The 21253-nt window shown below is 66.9% G+C and carries 17 protein-coding genes; 14 read left to right on the forward strand and 3 right to left on the reverse strand.

Annotated elements, in window-relative coordinates:
- Positions 1-6 precede the first annotated feature (6 nt).
- The 4 genes from ACZYRS_RS10470 (at position 7) to ACZYRS_RS10485 (ending at position 3673) form a co-directional block, all read left to right on the forward strand.
- Positions 7-939 (forward strand): dimethyl sulfoxide reductase anchor subunit family protein, encoded by a 933-nt coding sequence (locus ACZYRS_RS10470; RefSeq protein ID WP_463419188.1) that lies wholly within the window; start codon positions 7-9, stop codon positions 937-939.
- Between the two features lie 72 nt (positions 940-1011).
- Positions 1012-1917 carry a LysR family transcriptional regulator gene (locus ACZYRS_RS10475; protein WP_463419189.1) on the forward strand — a complete coding sequence of 302 codons (906 nt, stop codon included), beginning with the start codon at positions 1012-1014 and terminating at the stop codon, positions 1915-1917.
- A 67-nt stretch (positions 1918-1984) separates the two neighbouring features.
- Positions 1985-2632: a 4-carboxy-4-hydroxy-2-oxoadipate aldolase/oxaloacetate decarboxylase gene (locus tag ACZYRS_RS10480; protein WP_463419190.1), complete on the forward strand. Its 648-nt coding sequence runs from the start codon at positions 1985-1987 to the stop codon at positions 2630-2632.
- Between the two features lie 57 nt (positions 2633-2689).
- Entirely contained in the window at positions 2690-3673 is a 984-nt protein-coding gene (locus ACZYRS_RS10485; protein WP_463419191.1) for a Bug family tripartite tricarboxylate transporter substrate binding protein, read from the forward strand.
- A gap of 32 nt (positions 3674-3705) precedes the next feature.
- Here ACZYRS_RS10485 and ACZYRS_RS10490 read toward each other — a convergent pair whose 3' ends face one another.
- The gene (locus ACZYRS_RS10490) at positions 3706-4635 is read right to left on the reverse strand and encodes an SMP-30/gluconolactonase/LRE family protein (RefSeq protein ID WP_463419192.1); all 930 of its coding nucleotides are present in this window, start codon (positions 4633-4635) and stop codon (positions 3706-3708) included.
- A 45-nt stretch (positions 4636-4680) separates the two neighbouring features.
- Positions 4681-5604, reverse strand: a complete 924-nt coding sequence (locus tag ACZYRS_RS10495; RefSeq protein ID WP_463419193.1) for a LysR family transcriptional regulator — start codon at positions 5602-5604, stop codon at positions 4681-4683.
- A 134-nt stretch (positions 5605-5738) separates the two neighbouring features.
- On the opposite strand from ACZYRS_RS10495, the gene ACZYRS_RS10500 reads away from it, so the two are divergent.
- The 10 genes from ACZYRS_RS10500 (at position 5739) to ACZYRS_RS10545 (ending at position 19306) form a co-directional block, all read left to right on the forward strand.
- A complete protein-coding gene (locus ACZYRS_RS10500; protein ID WP_463419194.1) occupies positions 5739-6185 on the forward strand; it encodes a nuclear transport factor 2 family protein in 447 nt (148 codons plus the stop codon).
- A complete protein-coding gene (locus tag ACZYRS_RS10505; protein ID WP_463419195.1) occupies positions 6182-7363 on the forward strand; it encodes an iron-containing alcohol dehydrogenase family protein in 1182 nt (393 codons plus the stop codon). The genes ACZYRS_RS10500 and ACZYRS_RS10505 overlap by 4 nt, the downstream gene beginning before the upstream one ends.
- A 48-nt stretch (positions 7364-7411) precedes the next feature.
- Positions 7412-8335, forward strand: a complete 924-nt coding sequence (locus ACZYRS_RS10510; RefSeq protein WP_463419196.1) for a TauD/TfdA dioxygenase family protein — start codon at positions 7412-7414, stop codon at positions 8333-8335.
- A complete protein-coding gene (locus tag ACZYRS_RS10515) occupies positions 8332-9570 on the forward strand; it encodes an alpha-hydroxy acid oxidase (protein ID WP_463419197.1) in 1239 nt (412 codons plus the stop codon). The genes ACZYRS_RS10510 and ACZYRS_RS10515 overlap by 4 nt, the downstream gene beginning before the upstream one ends.
- Before the next feature lie 21 nt (positions 9571-9591).
- Positions 9592-10608 (forward strand): Bug family tripartite tricarboxylate transporter substrate binding protein, encoded by a 1017-nt coding sequence (locus ACZYRS_RS10520; protein WP_463419198.1) that lies wholly within the window; start codon positions 9592-9594, stop codon positions 10606-10608.
- 3 nt (positions 10609-10611) lie between these two features.
- A complete protein-coding gene (locus ACZYRS_RS10525) occupies positions 10612-11400 on the forward strand; it encodes a fumarylacetoacetate hydrolase family protein (RefSeq protein ID WP_463419199.1) in 789 nt (262 codons plus the stop codon).
- 346 nt (positions 11401-11746) lie between these two features.
- A complete protein-coding gene (locus ACZYRS_RS10530) occupies positions 11747-14641 on the forward strand; it encodes a type VI secretion system Vgr family protein (protein WP_463419200.1) in 2895 nt (964 codons plus the stop codon).
- Between the two features lie 8 nt (positions 14642-14649).
- Positions 14650-15504 (forward strand): hypothetical protein, encoded by an 855-nt coding sequence (locus ACZYRS_RS10535; RefSeq protein ID WP_463419201.1) that lies wholly within the window; start codon positions 14650-14652, stop codon positions 15502-15504.
- A gap of 10 nt (positions 15505-15514) precedes the next feature.
- Positions 15515-18307 (forward strand): T6SS effector BTH_I2691 family protein, encoded by a 2793-nt coding sequence (locus tag ACZYRS_RS10540; protein ID WP_463419202.1) that lies wholly within the window; start codon positions 15515-15517, stop codon positions 18305-18307.
- 3 nt (positions 18308-18310) lie between these two features.
- Positions 18311-19306, forward strand: coding sequence for a DUF6708 domain-containing protein (locus ACZYRS_RS10545; protein WP_463419203.1), 996 nt, complete (start codon positions 18311-18313; stop codon positions 19304-19306).
- A 68-nt stretch (positions 19307-19374) separates the two neighbouring features.
- Here ACZYRS_RS10545 and ACZYRS_RS10550 read toward each other — a convergent pair whose 3' ends face one another.
- Positions 19375-21246 carry an Ig-like domain-containing protein gene (locus ACZYRS_RS10550; RefSeq protein ID WP_463419204.1) on the reverse strand — a complete coding sequence of 624 codons (1872 nt, stop codon included), beginning with the start codon at positions 21244-21246 and terminating at the stop codon, positions 19375-19377.
- Between the last annotated feature and the right edge of the window lie 7 nt (positions 21247-21253).

The following is a 21253-nucleotide window of genomic DNA, read 5'->3' on the forward strand; positions in this document are numbered from 1 at the left end:
AAGGGCATGCATCCCGCGTTCTCGATTCTTTTCTTCACCACGCTGGCCGGCGCGGCGCAGGGCCTTGTGTTCACGTTGGCGCTCGGCGCGCTGTTCGGCCTGGAGATGGCGCCGGGCTTCCTGACGATCGCATTGGGCGTGGCCGAAGTGCTGCTCGTGGCCGGGCTTGCGGCCTCGTTCATGCACCTGGGCCGCAAGACCCGTGCATGGCGCGCGGTGCTGATGTGGCGCACCTCTTGGATGTCGCGCGAGGTGATCGTGCTGCCGGGCTTCATCGCGCTTGTGGCGCTGTGGTGGCTATCGTTGCGCTTCGGCGTGGGCGCGCCGTGGGCGTGGCTGCTGCCCGTGCTGGTGCTCATCGGCGCGGTCGCGCTCTGGTACTGCACGGCGATGATCTATGCGTGCCTGCGCTTCATCGAGGAGTGGGCGCATCCGCTCACCATCGTCAACTTCACGCTGATCGGCCTGTCGTCGGGGCTGGTGCTGGCGTGCGCGATGGCGGCGCTGGCCGGCGAAGCGCGCTTCGTGCAGGTCTTCGGACCGTGCGCGCTCGCCGCGACGCTCGCGGCGTGGGCCGCGCGCGGGCAGGCCTTGCGGCGCAACGCGGGCATCCGCCACAAGTCGACGCTGCAATCGGCCACCGGTATCCGCACCGAGAAGCTGGTGCAGAAATCGATGGGCATGTCGGCCGGTTCGTTCAACACGCGCGAGTTCTTTCATGGCGCATCGCTGGCGGCGCTGAAGAACATCAAGCTCGGCTTTCTGCTGCTGGCCTTCGCGCTGCCCGCGCTGCTGCTGGTGTGGGGCCTGGCGAGCGCGGCGGTGCTGCCGTGGCTGCTCGCGGTGCTGGTGCAGGCGCCGGGGCTGCTGGCCGAACGGTGGTTTTTCTTCGCGCAGGCCAAGCATCCGCAGAACCTGTACTACCAGGTCGTGTCCTAGGCCTCGCTGCAGGCCGCCTGCACGGGTTTGCAGCCACCCGGGGGCCGCGTGCCCGTGGCACGATTCCCCACCATGAACTTTCGTCAATTGCGCTACTTCTGCGAGGTGGCCGACAACGGCACCCTCGCGCGCGCCGCCGAGCGCCTGTTCGTCGCGCCCACGGCCATCAGCATGCAGATCGCGCAGCTGGAGGAAGGCTTGGGAGGGATGCTGTTCGATCGGACCGCCAGGCCCATGAAGCTCACCCCGCTGGGGCTCTTCTTCCTGCCGCGCGCGCGAGAACTGCTGGCCAACGGCCAGCGGCTGGAAGAAGAGACCCGCGACGTGGCCAGCGGAAAGAGCGGCTGGCTCGGCATCGGTTTCGTCCGCTCGCTGCTCAACTCCGTGCTGACGGATGCGGTGCGCGCTTTCCGGCAGAGGCACCCCGACGTCAAGCTCGACCTGGTCGAGCTGCTGTCCGAACATCAACCGGCGCAACTGCGCAGCGGCCGCATCCATATCGGCCTGTCGCGTTTCGCCGGCCCCCAGGAGCCGCCCCCGGACCTGCGCCATGAACTGCTGTTCGAAGACCCGTTCGTCGTCGCGCTTCCCGCGGACCATCGCGCGGCGAAGCGAGGCAAGGTCTCGCTGGCCGAGCTCGCGGGGCTGCCGCTCATCAGCTATCCGAAAGACCCGCAGAGCTCCTTCGCGCAGCACGTCATCGGGCAGCTTCGTGCGTTGGGCATGCAACCGCGCGTGGGGCACGAGGCCATCGAGATCCATACCGCGCTCGGGCTCGTCGCGGCGGGGCTGGGCTATGCAGTGGTCGGGGCTTCAGTGGCGCAGCGTGCGCAGAGCGACGTGGCCTTCGTCAGGCTGCCCCCGCTCAAGGCGCTCACCACGGTGGTGGCCGTGACACGCGCCGACGAGGAAGGGCCGCTGGTTGCCGCCATGCTCGCGACGCTGGCGGCCGTGCGCAAGGCCCCACGGAAGCTCTGAATATCTGAAGTTATCTCCAGAAATCGGCGCTGTCGTTCAGGAGTTCATCGGGTGATCATCCGCACCCATGAGACAACAACTGCAGAACCAGGCGCTTGAAAGCCTGCGCCTCCTGGGCGCCGCCACCGTGTACGAAGCGCAGGGCGCCTGTGGCGCGCTCGACAGCGGCCTGAAACCGCTCGATGCGGCCAGCCGCCTCGTGGGGCCTGCGCTCACCGTGGACATGCGGCCCGCCGACAACCTCATGCTGCACTACGCGCTGCTCAAGGCGAAGCCGGGTGACGTTCTGGTGGTCGATGCGAAGGGCTTCATGGAAGCCGGCCCCTGGGGCGACGTGCTGACCGAAGCCGCCATGGCGCGCGGCGTGGCGGGGCTGGTGCTGCACGGCGCGGTGCGCGATGCCGACGCCATCGTGCGGATGGGCTTTCCCGTGTTCTGCCGCGGCCTGTCGATCAAGGGCACCGGCAAGCACCAGCCAGGGCGCCTGAACGTGCCCGTGTGCATCGGCGACGCGGTGGTCCGGCCCGGAGACATCGTCGTCGGTGACCGGGACGGCCTCGTCATGGTCGAAGCCGACGCGGTCGAGCGCGTGCTGGCGAGCGCACAGGCGCGCGAGGCAAAAGAAGCCGGCTTTCGCCGCGCGATTGCGAACGGAAGCTCCACGGTGGAGCTGCTCGAGCTGGAAGAAACGCTGCACCGGCTCGGCCTGCATTGAAAGCCTGGTTCCACAACGCCGCCTGAACGGCAAACAACCAAAGAAGAGACAAGACCCATGAACAAGCACAAGCGAATCTTCCTCGGGCTCTGCGCGTCTGCCGTCGCGCTGGCGGCCACCTTGTCGGCACCGGCTGCGTGGGCGCAGGCCTATCCGCAGAAGCCGATCCGCCTGATCGTGCCGTGGCCCGCGGGCGGTGCGACTGACTCGGTGGGGCGCGCGGTGGCGGAGGCCCTGCGGGTGCAACTGGGGCAATCGGTCATCGTCGACAACATTGCCGGTGCCGGCGGCAACATCGGCACGCAGCAGTTCATTCGCCAGCCGCACGACGGCTACACGCTGCTGCTGGCCACGAGTTCGACCAACTCCGCCAATCCCTATCTCTACAAGCGCACCGGCTTCGATCCGGTCAAGGACTTCACGCCGGTCGCGTCGCTGGCCATCATTCCGAGCGTGATGGTGGTGGCGGCCGCGTCGCCCTACAAGACGCCCGCCGACATCGTGAGCGCGGCGAAAGCCAAGCCCGGCACGCTTTCGTACGGATCGGGCGGCGTCGGCAATTCGGCGCACCTGGCGGGCGAGCTCTTCAAGTCGGTCGCGCACATCGATGCGATCCATGTGCCCTACAAGGGCAGTTCGCCGGCACTGACCGACGTGATGGCGGGGCAACTGGACTACATGCTCGACACCGGGGCGTACGGGCAGGTCAAGGGCGGAAAGATCCGCGCCATCGCCGTCGCCTCCGACAAGCGCCATCCCATGTTGCCGGGCGTGCCGACCTTCGACGAGCTCGGGATCAAAGGCATGCACATGAACGCCTGGTACGGCCTTGCCGCCCCCGCGGGCACGCCGACGGCCGTGGTCGACCGGCTGAACGCGGCGGTGCAGGCGGCTTTCAAGACAGGCGACCTGGGCAAGCGGCTCGCCGACATCGGTGCCGAGGTGCGCACCGGCGATGCCGCCAGCTTCGCCGCGTTCTGGAAGGCCGAGCTCGGCCGCTACGCCGACCTCGTGAAGCTCACCGGGGCATCGCTGGACTGACTGCGCTTGCCGCGGCCTGAGCGCGAAGTGGCTCAGGCTTCGCAGTTCAACGCGAGCCCGGGCGTGGGCCAGTCGTCGATCGCGATCAACCGGCCGCTGCCCGAGAGCGTGACGTAGGCCGTGCGCCGGTCGCGCCCGCCGAAGCAGATGTTGGTGGTGTAGCGGTCGGGCAGCGGCACGTGCTCGACGGTGCCGCCATTGGGCGCGACGATGCTGATGCCGCCGTGCAGCAGCGTCGCCACGCAGAGGTTGCCGAGCGCATCGACGGCCATCGAGTCGAAGCGCTGGTAGTGCCCGCCGGGCGAGGCGCACAGCATGCGGCCGCCGTGCGGCGAGGGCCAGCCGTCCTTGCGCACGCGGCCCGGTGCGGTGATGTCGAAAGCCCAGAGGCGCGCGCCTTCGGTCTCGGCGTAGTAGAGCGTGTCGCCGTCGGGCGAAAGCGCGATGCCGTTGGGCGTCATCACCGGCTGCGCGATCACGCGTGCGGCGCTGCCGTCGGCGTGTCCGTAGAAGAGGCCGCCGCGGTCCATGTCGCGCTCGCGGGTCTTGCCCAGGTCGGTGAAGTAGAAGCCGCCGTGCGCGTCGAACACGATGTCGTTGGGGCCGCAGAGTGCGCCGCCTTCGACCGCGTCGAACAAGCGCTCGGCGCGGCCGGTCGCAAGGTTCACGCGCTCGATGCGGCCGCCTGAATAGTCCTCGGCCTGCCCCACGGGGCGGTGGCATCCATCGGCCTCGGTGTGCCATTTGAAGCCGCCGTTGTTGCACACGTAGACCGCGCCATCGGGCCCGATGGCCGCGCCGTTCGGGCCACCGCCGAGGTCTGCCACCACCTGCACCAGCCCGTCGTGCCGCACGCGCGTGAGCGTGCCGCGTGCGATTTCGACGAGCAGCACGGAGCCGTCGTCCATCGCGATCGGGCCTTCGGGGAATTGCAGGCCGGTGGCGAGTTCGCGGATTCGCATGAGGGCTCCTTGCGGCTGCTTGTTGCCGTGCGCCATTCTGCAGCTTCACGCCGGCGGCGATAAGCGCGGCACAGCCCACTCGGGCGGATTGCGCGACCACTCCTTCAGAAACTCCAGCAGATGCCGCACCCGCGCCGGCATGTTGCGGCGCGTGGAGAACACCACGTTGATCACCATCGCCTCGGGCACGCAGCCGGGCAGCAGCGCTTCGAGCGTGCCCGCGCGCAGCTCCTCGGACACCATGTAGTGCGGATGCACCGAAATGCCCGCGCCTTGCAGCGCCGCTTGCTTGAGCGCATCGCCGAGGTTGGAGCGCACGGTGCCGCGCACGCGCACCTCCTGCCGCACGGGGCCCTCGAAGCGCCACACGCCCGCGCCCGACTTGACGGTGTGCACGAGGCAGTTGTGATGCACGAGGTCCGCCGCCTTGACGGGCCGGCCCTGCGCGCGCAGGTACGAAGGCGCGGCCACCACCACCTGCGGCGACACGAGCAGCGGCTGCGCGACGTAGCTCGCATCTTCCAGCGACGCGGCGATGCGGATCGACAGGTCCAGCGCCTCGGCCACGAGGTCCGAGCGGCCGTCGTCGTGCACCACCGTGACCTCGATGTCCGGATAGCGCCGCGTGAACTCGGCCATCAGCCGCATGAGGTGATAGGCGCCGAACGAGGGCGGCGTGCCCACGCGGATCGCGCCGCGCGGCAGGTGCACGGCATCGCGCACCTCGCTTTCGATCGCGTCGTAGCGCTCGAGCAGTTCGCGCCCCGAGGCCAGCACGCGCGCGCCGGCCTCGGTCAGCGCGACCTGCTTGGAGGTGCGCTTGAGCAACTGCGCGCCCATCGACGCTTCGAGCCACGCCACGTGCTTGGTGATGGTCGCGCGCGAGAGCGACAGCTGCGTCGCGGCCCGCAGGAAGCTGCCGCAGCGCGCCACTTCGCTGAACACCTGGAGGCAGCGCAAACGGTCCATGGGTGGGCTTTCAAGGTTTCGAAATCGGAAACCATGGATTGTCGAACAGGGTGACCCAAGCGGCAACCTCGCTCCTAGACTCGAGTGAAACGCCGGGACAAGCCTTTCATGGGCGGGGCGAAATGAAACAAAAGATGAACATCACCGAATCTTCCGCGGCCGGCTTGCTGCCGGCGCTGGCGCAGCAGCTGCATTGCTTCTTCCATCACCTGGATGAGCGCCGCTATGCGCCGATGCTCGCGCTCTTCACCGACGACTGCCGCTGGCTGCGACAGGGCCAGTGGCTCGAAGGCAAGACGGCGGTGCGCGCGGCGCTCGAGGCCCGCTCCGCGGCCCACGACACGCGGCACGTGATGAGCAATGCCTTCGTCGCCGAGCAGGCGGCCGACGGCACGTGCGCTGTCGTCGAGGCGTACATGACCGCCTACCGATATCCGGCCAGCCTGAGCGAGGGCCATGTGCCGACGATTGACGGCCCGTTCCGCTTCAACCTCGTGACGACCACGTTCCGCCTCGTGGCGGGGCAGGGCTGGCGCATCGCCGAGCAACGCATGGCGGCGGCCTTCGCCTTTACGCAATGACGAATCTCCCCGCACTTTCTCCACTGCCCGCCGAATTCCAGCACCGCAGCCCGGCGACGCGGCTCGTGCTGCGCGAGGGCGCGGTCGCGAGCCTGCGTGATGAGCTCGCCGCGCTCGGCATCGCGCGGCCGATGCTGCTGTCGGGGGCGCGCACCCGCGCATCGGAACTGTTCACCGGCGCGATGCAGTCGATCGAAGGCACGTCGTTCGTGCTGGCCGAGCCCGTGCTCGCGCATTCGAGCGTGCGCCTTGTCGAGCAGCTCGCGGCGCAAGCACGCGCCGAAGGCGTCGACGGCCTCGTCGCCATCGGCGGCGGCAGTGCCTCCGACACCGCCAAGGCCGTCGCGCTGCTGATGGCCGAGGGCGGGCGGCTGGCCGACCATGCGGTGCGCTTCACGCCGCCCGCCACGCTGGTCGCGCCACGGCTCGTGGCGCCCAAGCTCCCCATCGTCGCCATCCCGGGCACGGCCTCGGGGGCCGAGGTCACGGTGAGCCTCGGCGTGCGCGACGACGACGGCGCCAAGCTCCTTTTCTCCGACATCCAGCTGGCCGCGCGGCTGGTGCTCATCGATCCGCGCGCCAACCTCGGCGTGCCCGCGGCGCTCATGTGCGCGACCGGCATGAATGGCTTGGCGCACTGCATCGAAGGCCTCTATTCGCGCGAGCGCTCGCCGCTCACCGAGACCATCGCGCTCGAGGCGATGGCGCGCTTCGCGACCGCGCTGCCGGCCGTGCACCGCGACCCGCAGGACGTGGCCGCGCGCGCCGCGCTGTTGTATGCGGCGCACCTCTCGGGGCTGGTGCTGGTGAATGCGCGCACCTGCCTGCACCACGCCATCTGCCACGCGATCGGCTCGGTCACCGGCGTGGGCCATGGCGATGCCAACGCGGTGATGCTGCCGCACGCGGTGGCGTTCAATGCCGATGCCGCCGCTCCCGCGCTCGCACGTGCCGCCGCCGCGCTAGGCGCCGGCAACGACGCGGCATCGCTCGTGCGCGCGATCCGCTCGCTGCAGGCCGGCATCGGCGTGCCCACCCGCCTGCGCGACATCGGCGTGCCCGACAGCGCGCTCGAACGCATCGCCGCCAAGACGATGCGCGAGCGCGGCCTCTACTACAACCCGCGCCAGGTCGCCGATGCGGCCGAGGTGCGGGCCCTGCTCGACGCGGCGTACTGAGCGCCTGTCGTTTTACAAACCTCGCAACACCCGCCCCAGGAAACACGCATGACCCTTCGCATCACTCCCAGCGGCGCCACGCTCGGCGCGCGCATCGAGAACCTCGACCTTTCGCAGCCGCTGCCGGACGACGTGTTCGGGCAACTGCTGCAGGCGCTCGGCCGCCACGGCGTGCTGAGCTACCCGAAGCAGGAGCTCACGCCCGCGCAGTTGCGCGCGTTCTCGGCGCGCTTCGGGCGCCTGGAGGTCAACGTGGCCGGCGCCTACCAGGAGCCGGGGCTGCCCGAGGTCATGGTGCTGTCGAACATCGTGGAGAACGGCAAGCCCATCGGCCTGTCCGATGCGGGGCAGGACTGGCACACCGACATGTCGTACAGCCACATGATCGCGTTCACCAACGTGCTCTACGGCATGCAGATTCCGCACCGCGACGGCCAGCCGCTCGGCAACACCGAGTTCTGCAACATGCACGCCGCTTACGACGGGCTGCCCGACGAATGGAAGCAGCGGCTCGACGGCATGACCGTGCTGCACGACTTCGACAAGTTCTGGGAAATGATGAGGCGCGAGCGCGGCAGCACGCGTCCGCCGCTCACGCCCGCGCAGCGCGCGGCGAAGCCACCGGTGTCGCACCCGCTGTTCCTGCGCCACCCGATCACGGGGCGGCGCGTGCTCTACGCCAACCCCGGCTACGCGGTGCGCATCAACGAGATGGACAAGCGCGAGAGCGACGAGGCGCTGGAGTTCCTGTTCGCGCACCAGACCCAGCCCGCGTACCGCTACGCGCACCGCTGGCAGGTCGGCGATGTGCTGATGTGGGACAACATGGGCACCATCCACAACGCCATTCCCGACTACCGGCCCGATGAGCCCCGGCTCATCAAGCGCTGCCAGGTGATGGCCACGCGCTTCTTCCACGACGACGGCACGCCGCGCGAGGTGGCCGAGGTGGCCGAGGCGCTGGGCGCATGACGGCGTGGCGCGCGCCGCGCGAGGTCGCGGATTGCTATTCGATCGCCGACCTGCGCGCGCTCGCGCGCCGCCGCCTGCCGCGCGCCGTGTTCGACTTCTACGACGGCGGCGCCGAGGACGAGCGCACGCTCGCCGCCAACGTGCAGGCCTTTGCGCACTGGCGCTTCGCGCCGCGCGTGCTGGTCGATGTGGCCGCTGCTTCGTCGGCCTGCACCTTGCTTCGTGCGCCGGCCGGCATGCCCGCGGCCATCGCGCCGACGGGCGCGGCCGGCTTCGGCTGCCGCAATGCCGATCTCGCGCTCGCGACCGCGGCCGCGAAGCTGGGCATTCCGTACACGCTGTCGAGCAGCGCCACCACCGCCATCGAAACCATCGCCACGCGCGCGCCGGGGCGCCACTGGTTTCAGGCCTACGTGCTGCGCAACCAGGACTTCTTCTGGCAGCTCGTCGAGCGCGCGCACCACGCCGACTACGAGGCGCTGGTCATCACCGTTGACCTGCCCGTGGGCGGCAAGCGCGAGCGCGATTTTCACAACCACTTCTCGATCCCGTTCCGCTTCTCGGCGCGCAACATGCTCGACTTCGCCTCGCGCCCGCGCTGGGCGCTGGACATGCTCGTGCGCGGCATGCCGGTGATGGAGAACCTGCGCGGGCTCGAAGCCGCCGCCACCAGCGCGACGGCCATCGCCTCGTCGGTCGGCCGCAGCTACGACCCCGCGTTCGACTGGACACGCCTGGCCCAGGTGCGCGACCGCTGGCCGCGCAAGCTCATCGTCAAGGGCGTGAGCCGCGGCGACGACGCGCAACGCCTGGCCAAGATGGGCGTGGACGCCATCGTCGTGTCGAACCATGGCGGGCGCCAGCTCGACGGCGCCATCGCCAGCCTGGAGGCGCTGCCCGAGGTGCTGCGCGGCGTGGCCGGGCGCGTGCCCGTGATGGTCGATGGCGGCATACGGCGCGGCAGCGACATTGCACGGGCGATTGCGCTCGGTGCGCATGGCGTGCTTCTGGGCCGCGCGACGCTCTATGGCGCCGTAGCCGCTGGCGACGAAGGTGCGCATCGCGCGCTCAGCATCCTGCACGACGAACTCCTGCGCACCATGCGGCTGTGCGGCGCGCCCGGTGTGCAGCACCTCACGGCCGATCTGCTGCGGCCCGTCGAGGCCGCGTCGCCCGATCAGCCCGCGTCCCGCGAGCGCGTACCTGCGCGCCACATCGAACCCGCGATTTCCTGATGCCTTGAAAGAGACAAAACCATGACGAGACAAACCCCGAAGAGCATGAAGAACAGGCGCATCGCATTGCGCGCCGCCACCCTCACCGTCGCCGCGCTGCTGGGCGTGGCCTCGCTCCCGGCACGCGCCGACAGCACGTACCCCGACAAGCCCATCCGCCTCATCGTCGGCTACAGCGCCGGCGGGCCCACCGACGTGCTCGCGCGCGTACTGGGCCAGGACATCGGCGCGACGCTGGGACAGTCGGTCATCGTGGAGAACAAGGCGGGCGTCAACGGCAACATCGCCACCGAGTTCGTGCAGCGCGCAGCGCCCGATGGCTACACGCTCATCGTCAACACGATCTCGCACAACGTGAATCCGCTGCTGCAGCCCGCGCGCATCAAGTACGACCCGATCAAGGACTTCACGCCCGTCAGCATGGTGGCCGTGCTGCCGCAGCTGATCGTGGTGGCGGGCGACTCGCCCTACAAGACGCTGGACGATCTCGTGAAGAAAGCCAGGAGCAAGCCCGACGCCGTGACCTACGGCACCGCCGGCGTGGGCGGCTCGGCGCACCTGGCGGCCGCGCTGCTCGAGCAGAAGACCGGCACGCACATGAACCACATCCCCTTCAAGGGCAACGCGCCAGCGCTCACCGAGGTGATGTCGGGCCGCGTCGACTTCATGTTCTTCCCGATGATCGGCGCGTCGGAGTTCGTCTCGAGCGGCAAGCTGCGCATCCTGGCCGTGACCACCGCCAAGCGCCACGCCGACTACCCGCAGGTGCCCACCACTAGCGAGCTCGGCTTCCCGGGCTTCGACGAGTATTCGCAGCCCATCGGCTTCATCGCGCCGGCGGGGCTGCCCAAGCCGATTGCCGACAAGCTCGACAGCGCCATCGCCGCGGCGCTGGCCAAGCCCGCGCTGCAGGAGAAGCTGCGCTCGCTCGGTGCCGACGTGAAGCACCTGGGCCCGACCGAGTACCGCGACTGGCTCGCCAAGGACCGCGCGCGCTGGGCCGAGCTCATCCGAAGCGCCAACATCAAGGCGGAATGACGCATGCGCTGGATTCATTTCTCGGCGCCCGGCGCCACCGCCGCCTACGGCCTCCTCGAGGCCGATGACAGCATCCGCGAAGTGCGCGGCACGCCCTTCGATGCACATGAGCCGACCGGCCGCGTGCACCGGCTGGCCGATGTGAAGATCGAGGTGCCGCTCGTGCCGCGCACCTTCTACGCGGCCGGCCTCAACTACGTGAAGCACATCCGCGAATACGCCGAGCAGACGGGCAACCCCGTGGCCATTCCGCCGCAGGCCGACATCGGCTATCGCGCCGTCAACGCGCTGGTGGCGCATGAAGAGGCCGTGGTGATTCCGCCCGACGCGCAGCAGATCGAGTACGAGGGCGAACTGGTCGTGGTGATCGGGCGCGAGGCCAAGAGTCTGAGCGAGGCCGACGCGCTCTCGTGCGTGCTGGGCTACACCATCGGCAACGACGTGAGCGAGCGGCTGTGGCAGGCCTCCGATCGCACCTTCTGGCGCTCCAAGAACTGCGACACCTTCAAGCCCATGGGCCCGTGGATCGAGACCGACTTCGACATCGACGCGGCCGAGACCACGGTGCGCGTCAACGGCAAGGTGCGCACGCATTTCCGTACCGGCGAGATGCTCTACGACATCCGCACCTTCATCAGCCGCATGACGCGCTACCTCACGCTGTACCCGGGCGATGTGATCTGGATGGGCACCGATGGCAGGTCGCCGCGCATCGTGGCGGGGGATACGGTGGAGGTCGAAATTTCGGGGCTGGGGCTCTTGCGCAATCGCTTCGTTGCACAGCAGGAGTGAGGCGGCCCGCGCTTGGGCGCATGGGGTTGTGTAGGGCTCGCCCCACAGTTATTTCGCTGCGATGCGGTGATCGGTAATCTGAAAGTATCAGTGCAGCGCGGCCGGGTCCGCGCTGCACGCGCTGGGCCTTTGACGAGGGGAATGCGCCGGATATCATTTGCAAACTGCATGCAGCCCACGGCTGTGCAGGCGCGCATTCGTGCATCGATAAACACAACAGACCGGCCTGGGCTTCGCCCATCAAAAGGCCGGCAGAGACAAGAGCGACGGATTGCGCCGAAGGATCACGGGGGAGGCGCCGCGGCACGCGGCGGTGGATCGAGAGTCACAGGGGAGAGAGAACAACATGTCGGACTTCAACGCTGCGTCGCTGAGCGCGCAGTTGCGTGCGGGCGCCGCAGGCACGCTGCAGCGCGATCGCTTGCTGGTGCTGCACACGCCGTTGGGTGCGAACAAACTGCTGGCGGAACGCCTGGACGGTGTGGAGTGCATCGATGGAGGCGGCTTTCGCTTCGAACTCACTGCGCTCAGCGACGACGCGCACATCGAACTCAAGACCTTGATGGGCCAGGGCGTGCGCCTGGACCTGCAGACCGCACAGAGCCGCACCGAACTGCGTCCGTTCCATGGGCACGTGACCGAGGCCGAGTGCGTATCGAGCAACGGCGGCATGGCGCGCTACCGGCTCGTCATCGAGCCGTGGCTCGCGTTCCTGCGGCATCGCCAGGACAGTTGCCTCTTTCAACACCAGAGCGTGTTCGACATCGTGGATGCCGTGTTCGCGCGGTATCAGAGCCAGGGCAAGCTCGCCGTGCAATGGCGCTGGGAGATCGCGCAGCGCGACATCTATCCCGTGCGCGGCATCACCACGCAGTACCACGAGAGCGATTTCGATTTCGTGGCGCGTCTGCTCGCCGAAGAAGGCCTCTTCTACTGGGTCGAACATGCGACCGGCAAGGACGGCAACCTCGGCAGCCACACCCTCGTCATCGCCGACCACAACGGCGCCTTCCGCGCCAACGCGCAAGCGACCATCCGCTTTCATCGCGCCGATGCGAGCGAGAGCGAAGACACCATCCAGCAATGGCGCGGCAGGCGCCAGCTGCAGACCAACAGCCTGGCGCAGCAAAGCTGGGACTACAAGAGTGTGAGTGCGCGGCCCGTGCAGCAGCAAAGCCGGGGCTCGGGTTCGGATGCGAGCGCAGGCGCAGGCGCATCGTCCAACAAGCACCGCGTACTCCAGTGGAGCGACGATCCGGGCGCCTACGGCTGGGAGACCTCGGCCCAGGGCGAACGGCTGTTGTCCAACGCCCTGCAGGCCCTGGAATTGCGCAACAAGCGCTTCGAAGGCCAAAGCGCTGTGCGCACGCTGGCACCTGCCACCACTTTCACCCTGACCGGCCACGAGCAGCACGACAAGGACAGCGAAGAGGACCGCCGCTTCGCCGTGCTGGCCGTGCGCCACATCGCGCGCAACAACTTCGACGAAGACCTCAGGGCCGGCGTCGGCGAGCGTTTGGGCCTGCCCGATATCGCCACCGTGTTCGATGCACCGGAGGACAGTGCCAGCGGCAATGCGGCCTCGACACCCGACACCGTCGCCCATTACCGCAACGACTTCACCACCGTGCGCGCGGCCATCCCCTACCGCCCGCTGAGCGTGGACGGCCACGGCCAGCGCATCCACCCCAAGCCCAGCGTGCATGGCAGCCAGAGCGCCATCGTGATCGGTGTGGGCGAGAACGCCCCTGTGCACACCGACCGCGACCACCGCGTCAAGGTCCAGTTCCACTGGCAGCGCGGCAGCGCCTCGAGCGCCCGACAGCCCCGCGCCGACGGCCAGGACAATGCGCCCGCGGCAGACCGCCTGGGCGCCTGGGTGCGCGTGGCCACCAGCGCTGCGGGCGACAACTGGGGCCAGGTCACCCTGCCGCGCGTGGGGCAGGAGGTGCTGGTGGAGTTCCATCATGGCGACATCGACCGCCCGGTCGTCGTCGCGGCGCTCTACAACGGCTCCGGCCAGACCGACGCCCAGCACAACGAGAAGTCCGCGGGTGCAGCCCAATCCACCGGCAATGCCCCCGCCTGGTTCGCAGGCGAAGGCAAGGACGCCAAGGAGCATGCGCACAACGCCGTCTTCTCCGGCATCAAGACCCAGGAACTGAGCGCCAGCCAGAGCGGCGATGGCGGCTACAACCAGCTGGTCTTCGACGACACCCCGGGGCAGGGCAGCACGAGCCTGGCGACCACGCAGGCGCACAGCCGGCTGCACCTGGGGCACCACAAGCAGCAGGACGACAACGCGCGCGGCAAGGCAAGAGGCCATGGGGCCGAACTGGCCACAACCGCACAGGGCGCCATCCGCGCCGGCGCAGGCCTGCTCGTGAGCGCTCATGCCCAGCAGAACGCCAAGGGCGCCTTCATGGCCAGCCGCGAGGCGCAGCAGCAGACCAAACAGGCCGAGGAACTCGCCACGTCGCTGGCCAAGAGTGCGCAGACGCAGAAGGCGCAAATCAAGGGCGAAGAAGCCCCGGACAAGTTGCCGGCCATCGAGGCACTGAAGCACGTGGCCGAAGTGCTGGGGGCACAGCAAGAAGGCAACACCGCGCAATCGAACGGCAGCGGCGGCGATATCAAGGCCACCGAAGGCGGTCAAGGCAGCGTCACCGCATACAGCGAGCCGCACCTGCAGTTCAGCGCGCCCATGGGCATCGGCTTCGTCACGCCGAAGGAGGCGATTGCGGTGAGCGGCAAGCACACGGCCATCGTCGCCAACCAGGACATCGACCTGCCGGCACAGGGACAGATCGCGGTGGCCGTGGCCAAGGGCGTGAGCCTGTACACGCTCGGCGCCAAGGCGAGCGGCGGCAGTGAACCCAACCAGGAGCGCGGCATCACGCTGCACGCGGCCAGCGGCAGCGTGACGCTGCAGAGCCAGAAGGGCGCGACGAAGATCGCGGCCGACAAAAAGGTGACGATCGCCAGCACGACGAAGAACGTGGAGGTGGAAGCACCGACACACGTGCTCCTGACCAGCGCGGGTGCCTACATCAAGCTCGAAGGCGCGAGCATCAAGATTCATGCGCCGGGGAAGGTGACGTTCCGAGGAATGCACAACTTCGTCGGGCCGCAGGGCGATAGCAACACCAATGCAGCGGGCAAGGGGACGCTGACGCTGTGCGACTTCAAAATGAAAAGCGCGGATGCGGGTGGCGACGCTCTCGTGTCGGTACAGGCGTAACGAGCGCCATGGACCACCGGTTTCTCTTCTCGCACGACTACGCACTCATCAACCCTTTGCAGGTCGAGGCGTCCGCATGGGAGACCTGGCCTGTCAAGCCGATTGCCGTGCCCGAACTGGGTATGCAGTCTCTCGTGTTGCCGCGCTTGTTGAATCTGCGTGTGCTGTCGGATGCCGAATCCACAACGCTGTATGGGCAGGTTCTCCAGTGGGAGCGAGCCAACCCGGATCATCCTTTTTTCACCGCGCTGTTCGCCACCGACTTGTCTGAAGAGCAAGTGCTGAATCGCCTGGGGAGCCGGTTTCTCTACCGTCGTTCGGCGCAGGAGCACGTGCTGCTGCGGTGGTACGACCCTCGTGTTTTTTGCCATCTCTTGTGGCTCCTCGACAAAGGCCAGTTGGCCCAGCTTCTCGGGCCAGTGCGCGTCTGGTCGTGGCGCGACCCCGCAGGCGTCTGGCAACAATGCGAACGTGCAGCAGGTCTCGCGACCTTCGCTCCTTTCAGGCCGAGTCCCGCGCAATGGGCAACGCTGGGGCGCCTCGGTGTGTTGAACCGCATCCTGGCCTATCTGGCGAGCGAACACCCAAGCCTGCAGGTGAAGCCCGCACAGGCAGAGCAACTGCTGGCCCAAGCCTACGAGACCTGGGGCATGGAGGATGAGTCCGACTGCCGCCTCTTCGTCGAGCAGGCGCTGTGCATTCACCTGGACATTCATCAACACCCCGCAATGCGTGAGCGCCTGCAGCAAGTGCAAAGACGCGAATGCAGCTACGGCGGTGCCTGTGCCGATATTGACCTGAGCGATCTGCAAAGCATGGCGTCGCGATTCCCAAGTTCCGCTCTGACGAACTTCAAAACCTGACGGAGTGCAAATGGCGTGCGACCCCTCTAAAAAATGTCCGATCTGCGACCAGCAGGGCCTGGTCTTCTTGCCGGTGCGCTACAACCTGGCGCGCACGGACGGCGTGCTGGAAAAAGCGGCTGCACCGAGCTTGAAGTTGCCATTTGCAGCCACGAGCATCAAGGTGCCTGGATCAAAAGCCGAGTTGCCTGTCGAGAGCATCGAGTTGCCCGGTGGCTACGCGAAATACACGCTGCGCCTCTTGCGCGCGGGCTATCTGTATGTCTACAACGAGAAGCGCAGGGAGTGGAAAGGCTACGTCGTCACCGACGATGCCCACCTCGTTGAATACGACATGCGCTCGGCGCCACCGAAGCTCGATGGCGCTGAACCCTGCGCGCGCATGGCCACCCAGCAAACGGGGCGCTACCTCGTGATTCCCGACGCGCATCGTCCTGACCTGCTGGGAAATATCTGGCTGGCTTTTTCGCCCATTTCTTGGACAAAGAGCACGTGGGACAAGCACAAGTCGCAGGCGCATCGCGAAAGGCACATGCGCCGCATCGATGCCAAAGCATGGGCGACAAGCGCAACCGCGCAGACGCACCTGGATGTGCTCTACGGCGCCAAGGACCAGGTGGCTGAATTTCACCTTGCCCATGCCTACCAACCCATCTCCCGGACAGAAGGACGTCTTTCCACGCTGCCAACGGTGACCGTGTACGCCGGCAACCAGCCGTTCGATCACAGCCTTGCGGAATGGGCGCCGCTGACTCGCATGCAGGTGGATGCGACGGTCATGTCGGCCCGCGTTGCCGCAGGTCAGATCAACCCCGACGACAAGAGGCCGCCGCCGGGCCTGGTGGCGTTGGACGACCCTGTCGGCATGGTCGCCGACCTCAATCAACTGATCATCCAGCAAGGGCTGGACTGGGCCAACGAGCCGGACAGGCTGGAGAAATTCGAAAGCGCGCAAAGCGTCATGGCCCTGCGCGAAGCCATCAAGAACGGCGCGGTGACTTCCGAGGAAGCCTCGCGCAAGGACACGGCCTTGATGGGGCGCGCCGTCATGGGCACCCTTTTCGGCAGCGCTCACACCCGGCCATTCAGCCGGCCCTTGCAGGAATGGGACGACCAATGGTTCAAGGTGGAGGACGAAGAGGAGATTCGGCGCCTGGGCCGTGAGGCATGGGAGAAGTACCAGAAGCATCTCAAGGGCAAGAATGCCTATGAGACCTATCTCAATACGACTTACCCCGGCGAGCTGAAAAAACTCACCATGGAGGTGCTCCAGCCCTTGGATGCGGCCTTCATTGCCTGGCTCGACTGCGCCATCTTCAAGCAGCACATGATCTGCAACTTCGACCCGAAGAGTGCCAAGGACGGCATGCAGTACCAGGAGGCGGCGGCGGCAATCCTGAGCGACGCGCTAGGGCGCACCACCGTGTTCGACCACGTGGGCAAGCTGATCGAGCAAGACCCTGAAAACCCCGAGTCCATTTTCACGCGCGCATTTGTGTGGAACCTGGACGATGCCGTCAAGCAATGGAAGGCCGCCAGCGAAAAGGCAGCCGAGCCTGCCGACTGGCTGGCCATGTGCGGCACGCTGTACAACGGACTCAAGGACGCGGTCGAGAAGGGCGCGGCTGGCGAACTCAATGGCGCCATGAGTGGTGCCGCCAAGTACATCTACCAACTGGCGGGCCCGCTCACTCGCATGATGGGCCGAGCGGTGGACAGCGTCGCGGGCAAGGCCGCCATGCAGATGCCCCACAAGCTCCAGCTGGCGCTGCTGGGCGCGGTGGCCAAGTCGGGCAACCCGAAGATGGAACTCATGGACCTGAGTGGCTACACCCACCCCAAGCAGGCCACGCGCGCGTTGGCCGCACAAGTGGCCATCAAGGCCGGCATGTCGTCATCGCAGGGCCTGCGCAGCGCCGCGCGCTCGGCGCTGGAACCCAGTGTGACCACGGATCGCATCACAGGCGCGAAGCTGTTCAAGTTCAACGCGATCGTGTTGATGGACAGCGAACAGCTGGACCGCATGAAGGCCATGGCCCGCCCGCTGAACCTGGAATCCAAGGTCATGCGCAGCGTGCGCGCCGATGCGGTGGCCCGCGCCGTGCGCGCGGAGGATCTGGACCAGTTGCTGTACCACAGCGTGGGCAAGCTGGGCGGACTGGAATTCAAGACAGGCGTGGTGGCTGTCATTTTTGCGGGGGCCAGCTTGCCCAAGCTCATCAGAGACCAGGATGAGGCGGCGCCCGATGCCAAGATGGTCAAGACCACCGCGCTCGCCGCGGGCGTCATGGGCTTGCTGGGCAACGCCATCGAGGCGACGGGGATACTGTCGAAGAATCTTCCCTGGGGCTCTCAGAAGCTTGCGCTACCCATGGGTCGCTTGATGCTGAATGCGAGCACGCGCGCAGAGGCGGTCATTGCGGGCGGAAAATGGCTGGGAGCCGCTGCCGCGTTTGTGGCTGGCGCATTGACGCTGAAAGAAGGGCTGGAGGATATCAAGTTGAATTTCAACTACGGATTTGCGATGTTTTCTATCGGCGTGGTTTCGATGGCGCTCGCCATATTCGTGCTGTTCGGCTGGGTTGTTCCGTTTTCGATCATTGCTTTCATCGTGCTTGCGATCGTGACGGTGGTGGTGGGATTTTTCAAGCCGGACGACATGGAGCGCTGGCTCGATAAGACGCTGCATTGGGGAAACAATGCCAAGGGGAATTTCTCGACCATGCTGGAACAGACCAGTGCCATCAAGGCGTTGCGCGAGGCAGCGCAAAAGGCCGCTCATGACGCAGCCAAGGCGGGCTGACCCATGTTGACAGGCTGGTACCCGCAATTTTCAAAGAATCGCCCGCTGACCTCGCAAGAAGAAAAAGATCACTTGCCGTTTGGACGCAAGCAGGACGTCATCCCCGAAGACGGCGTGGGATTGATTCATTTCAACTCCACCTTCATCGAGTTCGTAGACAGGGGATTCAAGCTCAAGGGAATGTCGGCGACATTGGCCTTCTTGTTTTGCGAACTGATTGTTCTCGGTGCTTTCTTCGGTGGAATTTACCTGGCCGTCGAATCGACGCAAGAGTTCACACTCGCGACGTATCTGATCGTGGCCGCGGGAGAAAGCACATTTCTTTTTCTCGCTTATTTCGTGTGGAAGAACTTGCTCCGCTTCGACCTCTTTGCCTACACGCACAACCCGATTCGTTTCAATCGCAAGACCGGCAAGATCCACGTCTTTCGCCATAACGGCGCGGACGGCGTGCTGAGCGTGCCCTGGGGCGACCCCAGTCTGTACTTCCACATCGGCCATGGCATGCAGAACAAGGTGCTGCGCGACCTGCGCTGCCATGTGCTCGATGCGAGCCAATCGGTTCAGGACACCTTCACGGTGGGCCACAGCACCGATGAAGATCTGCGCATCGTGGAGCAGTGGGAGTTCATCCGCCGCTACATGGAGCAAGGGCCCTCCCATGTGGTGGACGACCCGCTCGACGGCGTGATCACCCTTTCGCTCAAACCCAGTTGGAAGAACTGCTACATGTGGGTGTGCTTCGCCCTGGGGCAAAGCCTGTTCCCGATGCGGCACATGCTGTTTCCGCTGTACGGCGCGCTCACCTTGACCCGTTGGCTGAGCTTCAAGACCTGCAAAGAGCCCGTGTGGCCCGCCGACATCCAGGCCGAAGGTGCGATGGAGCCCGGCGATCCGCACCATTGGCCCGAGCCCGAGTTCATGGGCGCTTTTGCCGAGAACGATGCGATCTACCAGCGCGCCGTGCGCAGGAACGAACTGCGCAAGCAACGGCTGTAAGCGAATGACCGAGTGAAGATCTGGAGGTGCAGGCGAGGGCGGTTACTCGTGTCGTGGTGACCTCACCCTCAAGACCCACTCCGCTCCCGCAAAGCCACAGCCGTTCGCACCTTCTGCACCACCGCAGCCGGCGCTGCCGCCTGCGTCATCAACCGCTCCGCCACATCCTTCTCCCCCTCCTTCATCGCCAACGCCCGGTACGGCGTGACCTGCGCATTCACCTGCATGTTCGCCGACACGCTCGCAACGTTCCCCATCGCATCCACAACCCGCGCCTCGATGCTCGCGTACCCCGCCGCCCCCGGCGTCCAGTTGCACGTATACGGCGCGGCCTTCACAGTGCACAGCGTCTTCCCATCCACGATGAACTGAAGCTCCGCGATCCCCGCATTCGCTTGCGCAGCGGCCGAGAGCGTCGTCGTGCGGCTGACCCCCGTCGCCGCCGGCACCGCAACCGACACCACAGGCGGCGCCACATCCGCGGGCGCAGTCACCATCACATTCGCAGTCGCCATCGCCGAGTTGCCCGCCGCGTCCACGCCGATCACGCGGATCGTCTGCATGCCCGGCGTCATCGGTGTCCAGGTGCAGGTGAAGGGCGGCGCTTCGAAGGTGCAGATCGGAATGCCGTCGGCCCCCGCCACCTTCACGCCCCACACGCCCACGTTGTCCACCACGGCCGGTGCAATGGTCACCGGCTGCCCGAGCGTCGCCATCGCGGGCGCCGAGACCGACACCGTCGGCGGCACGTTGTCCACGCCGCCCAGTGCCATGTCGATCGTGAAGGTCGATTGCCCCTTCACTGCCTTCTGCTCGAACGCATCGAAGATCGTGAACCAGCTCGCCGAAGGTGAGCGCCCCGGCGCCGAGGCCTTCACCAGCAGCGTCGACTTCGCGCTGTTGAAGCAGGTGAAGCCGCACGCCCAGTCGAACGCGAAGCGGCCTGCCTCATCGGCCGCGCCCTGCGCGAGCAGCACCATCGGCTGCTCCGTCGACGTGCCCGCATTGCGCCACACCGACACCTGCGCGCCCGCGAGCGCGGCGCCCGTCGCGCGGTCGGTGAGGCGCACCTGCGTGGCCGTCGTGCCCGCCATGAATTTCGAGGTGCCGTACTTCGGCCAATCGCTCCAGTCGGTGTTGATGTTGGCCTTGGTGCCGGCCGTGAAGCGGATCATGTTCAGCGTGATGACGCGGTTGGTCGCCGGGTCGCGCCGCTGCTCGAACACGGTGCCCAGCAGCGGGTCGAGCCGCCAGCTCTGGCGCGTCCACCAGTAGCGGTCGGTGTCGCTCGCGAGCACCAGGTCGGCCTGCGGCGCGGTGCCGGTGGTGTCCTTCACCATCGAGGCGTTGTAGTACTCGCCCGCGCCCGCGCCGAACACGTGCTCCAGCTCGTGCAGCAGCGTCTTCAGTTGCCGGCCGAGGTAGTCTTTCTCGGTGGATTCGGGCGCGGCCTTGGTGATGTCGCGCGACAGGCGCAGCGGGTCGTGCAGCGCGATCCAGTTCAGGTTCCACGTCACGCCCTTCTGCGGAAAGGTCCAGCTCGCGGCGAGGCCGCCGTGGCTGTAGCCGCGGGTCGACTTCGAGATGCACACTGCGATCTCGCCATTGACCAGCCCGTTGTGGCTGCACGCCGACGCCATCGCGGGGGCCACGAGTTGCAAGTCGTTCGACGGGTCGAAGACGAAGCTGCGCACTGTCTCGCGCGTGAAGACCGTGTTGACGTCGGCCACGTACTGCGCGAGCCGCCGGCCGGCCTCTTGCGGGCCGAGTTCGTCGGAAAGCGCGGGGTCGACGTAGAACTTCAGGCGATGCACACTGTGTGGTGCATTGCCAACATCGTTGAGGCCGGCCCACGCCGCCTGGCTGGCCAGCAATGCGCCGCAGAAGAGCGCGGCCCCAGAGGGAAAAGCCCGGCGAACCAGCGAGAGAAGAGCGCGCATCTGCCCC

The organism is Variovorax sp. AC194 (assembly GCF_979257995.1).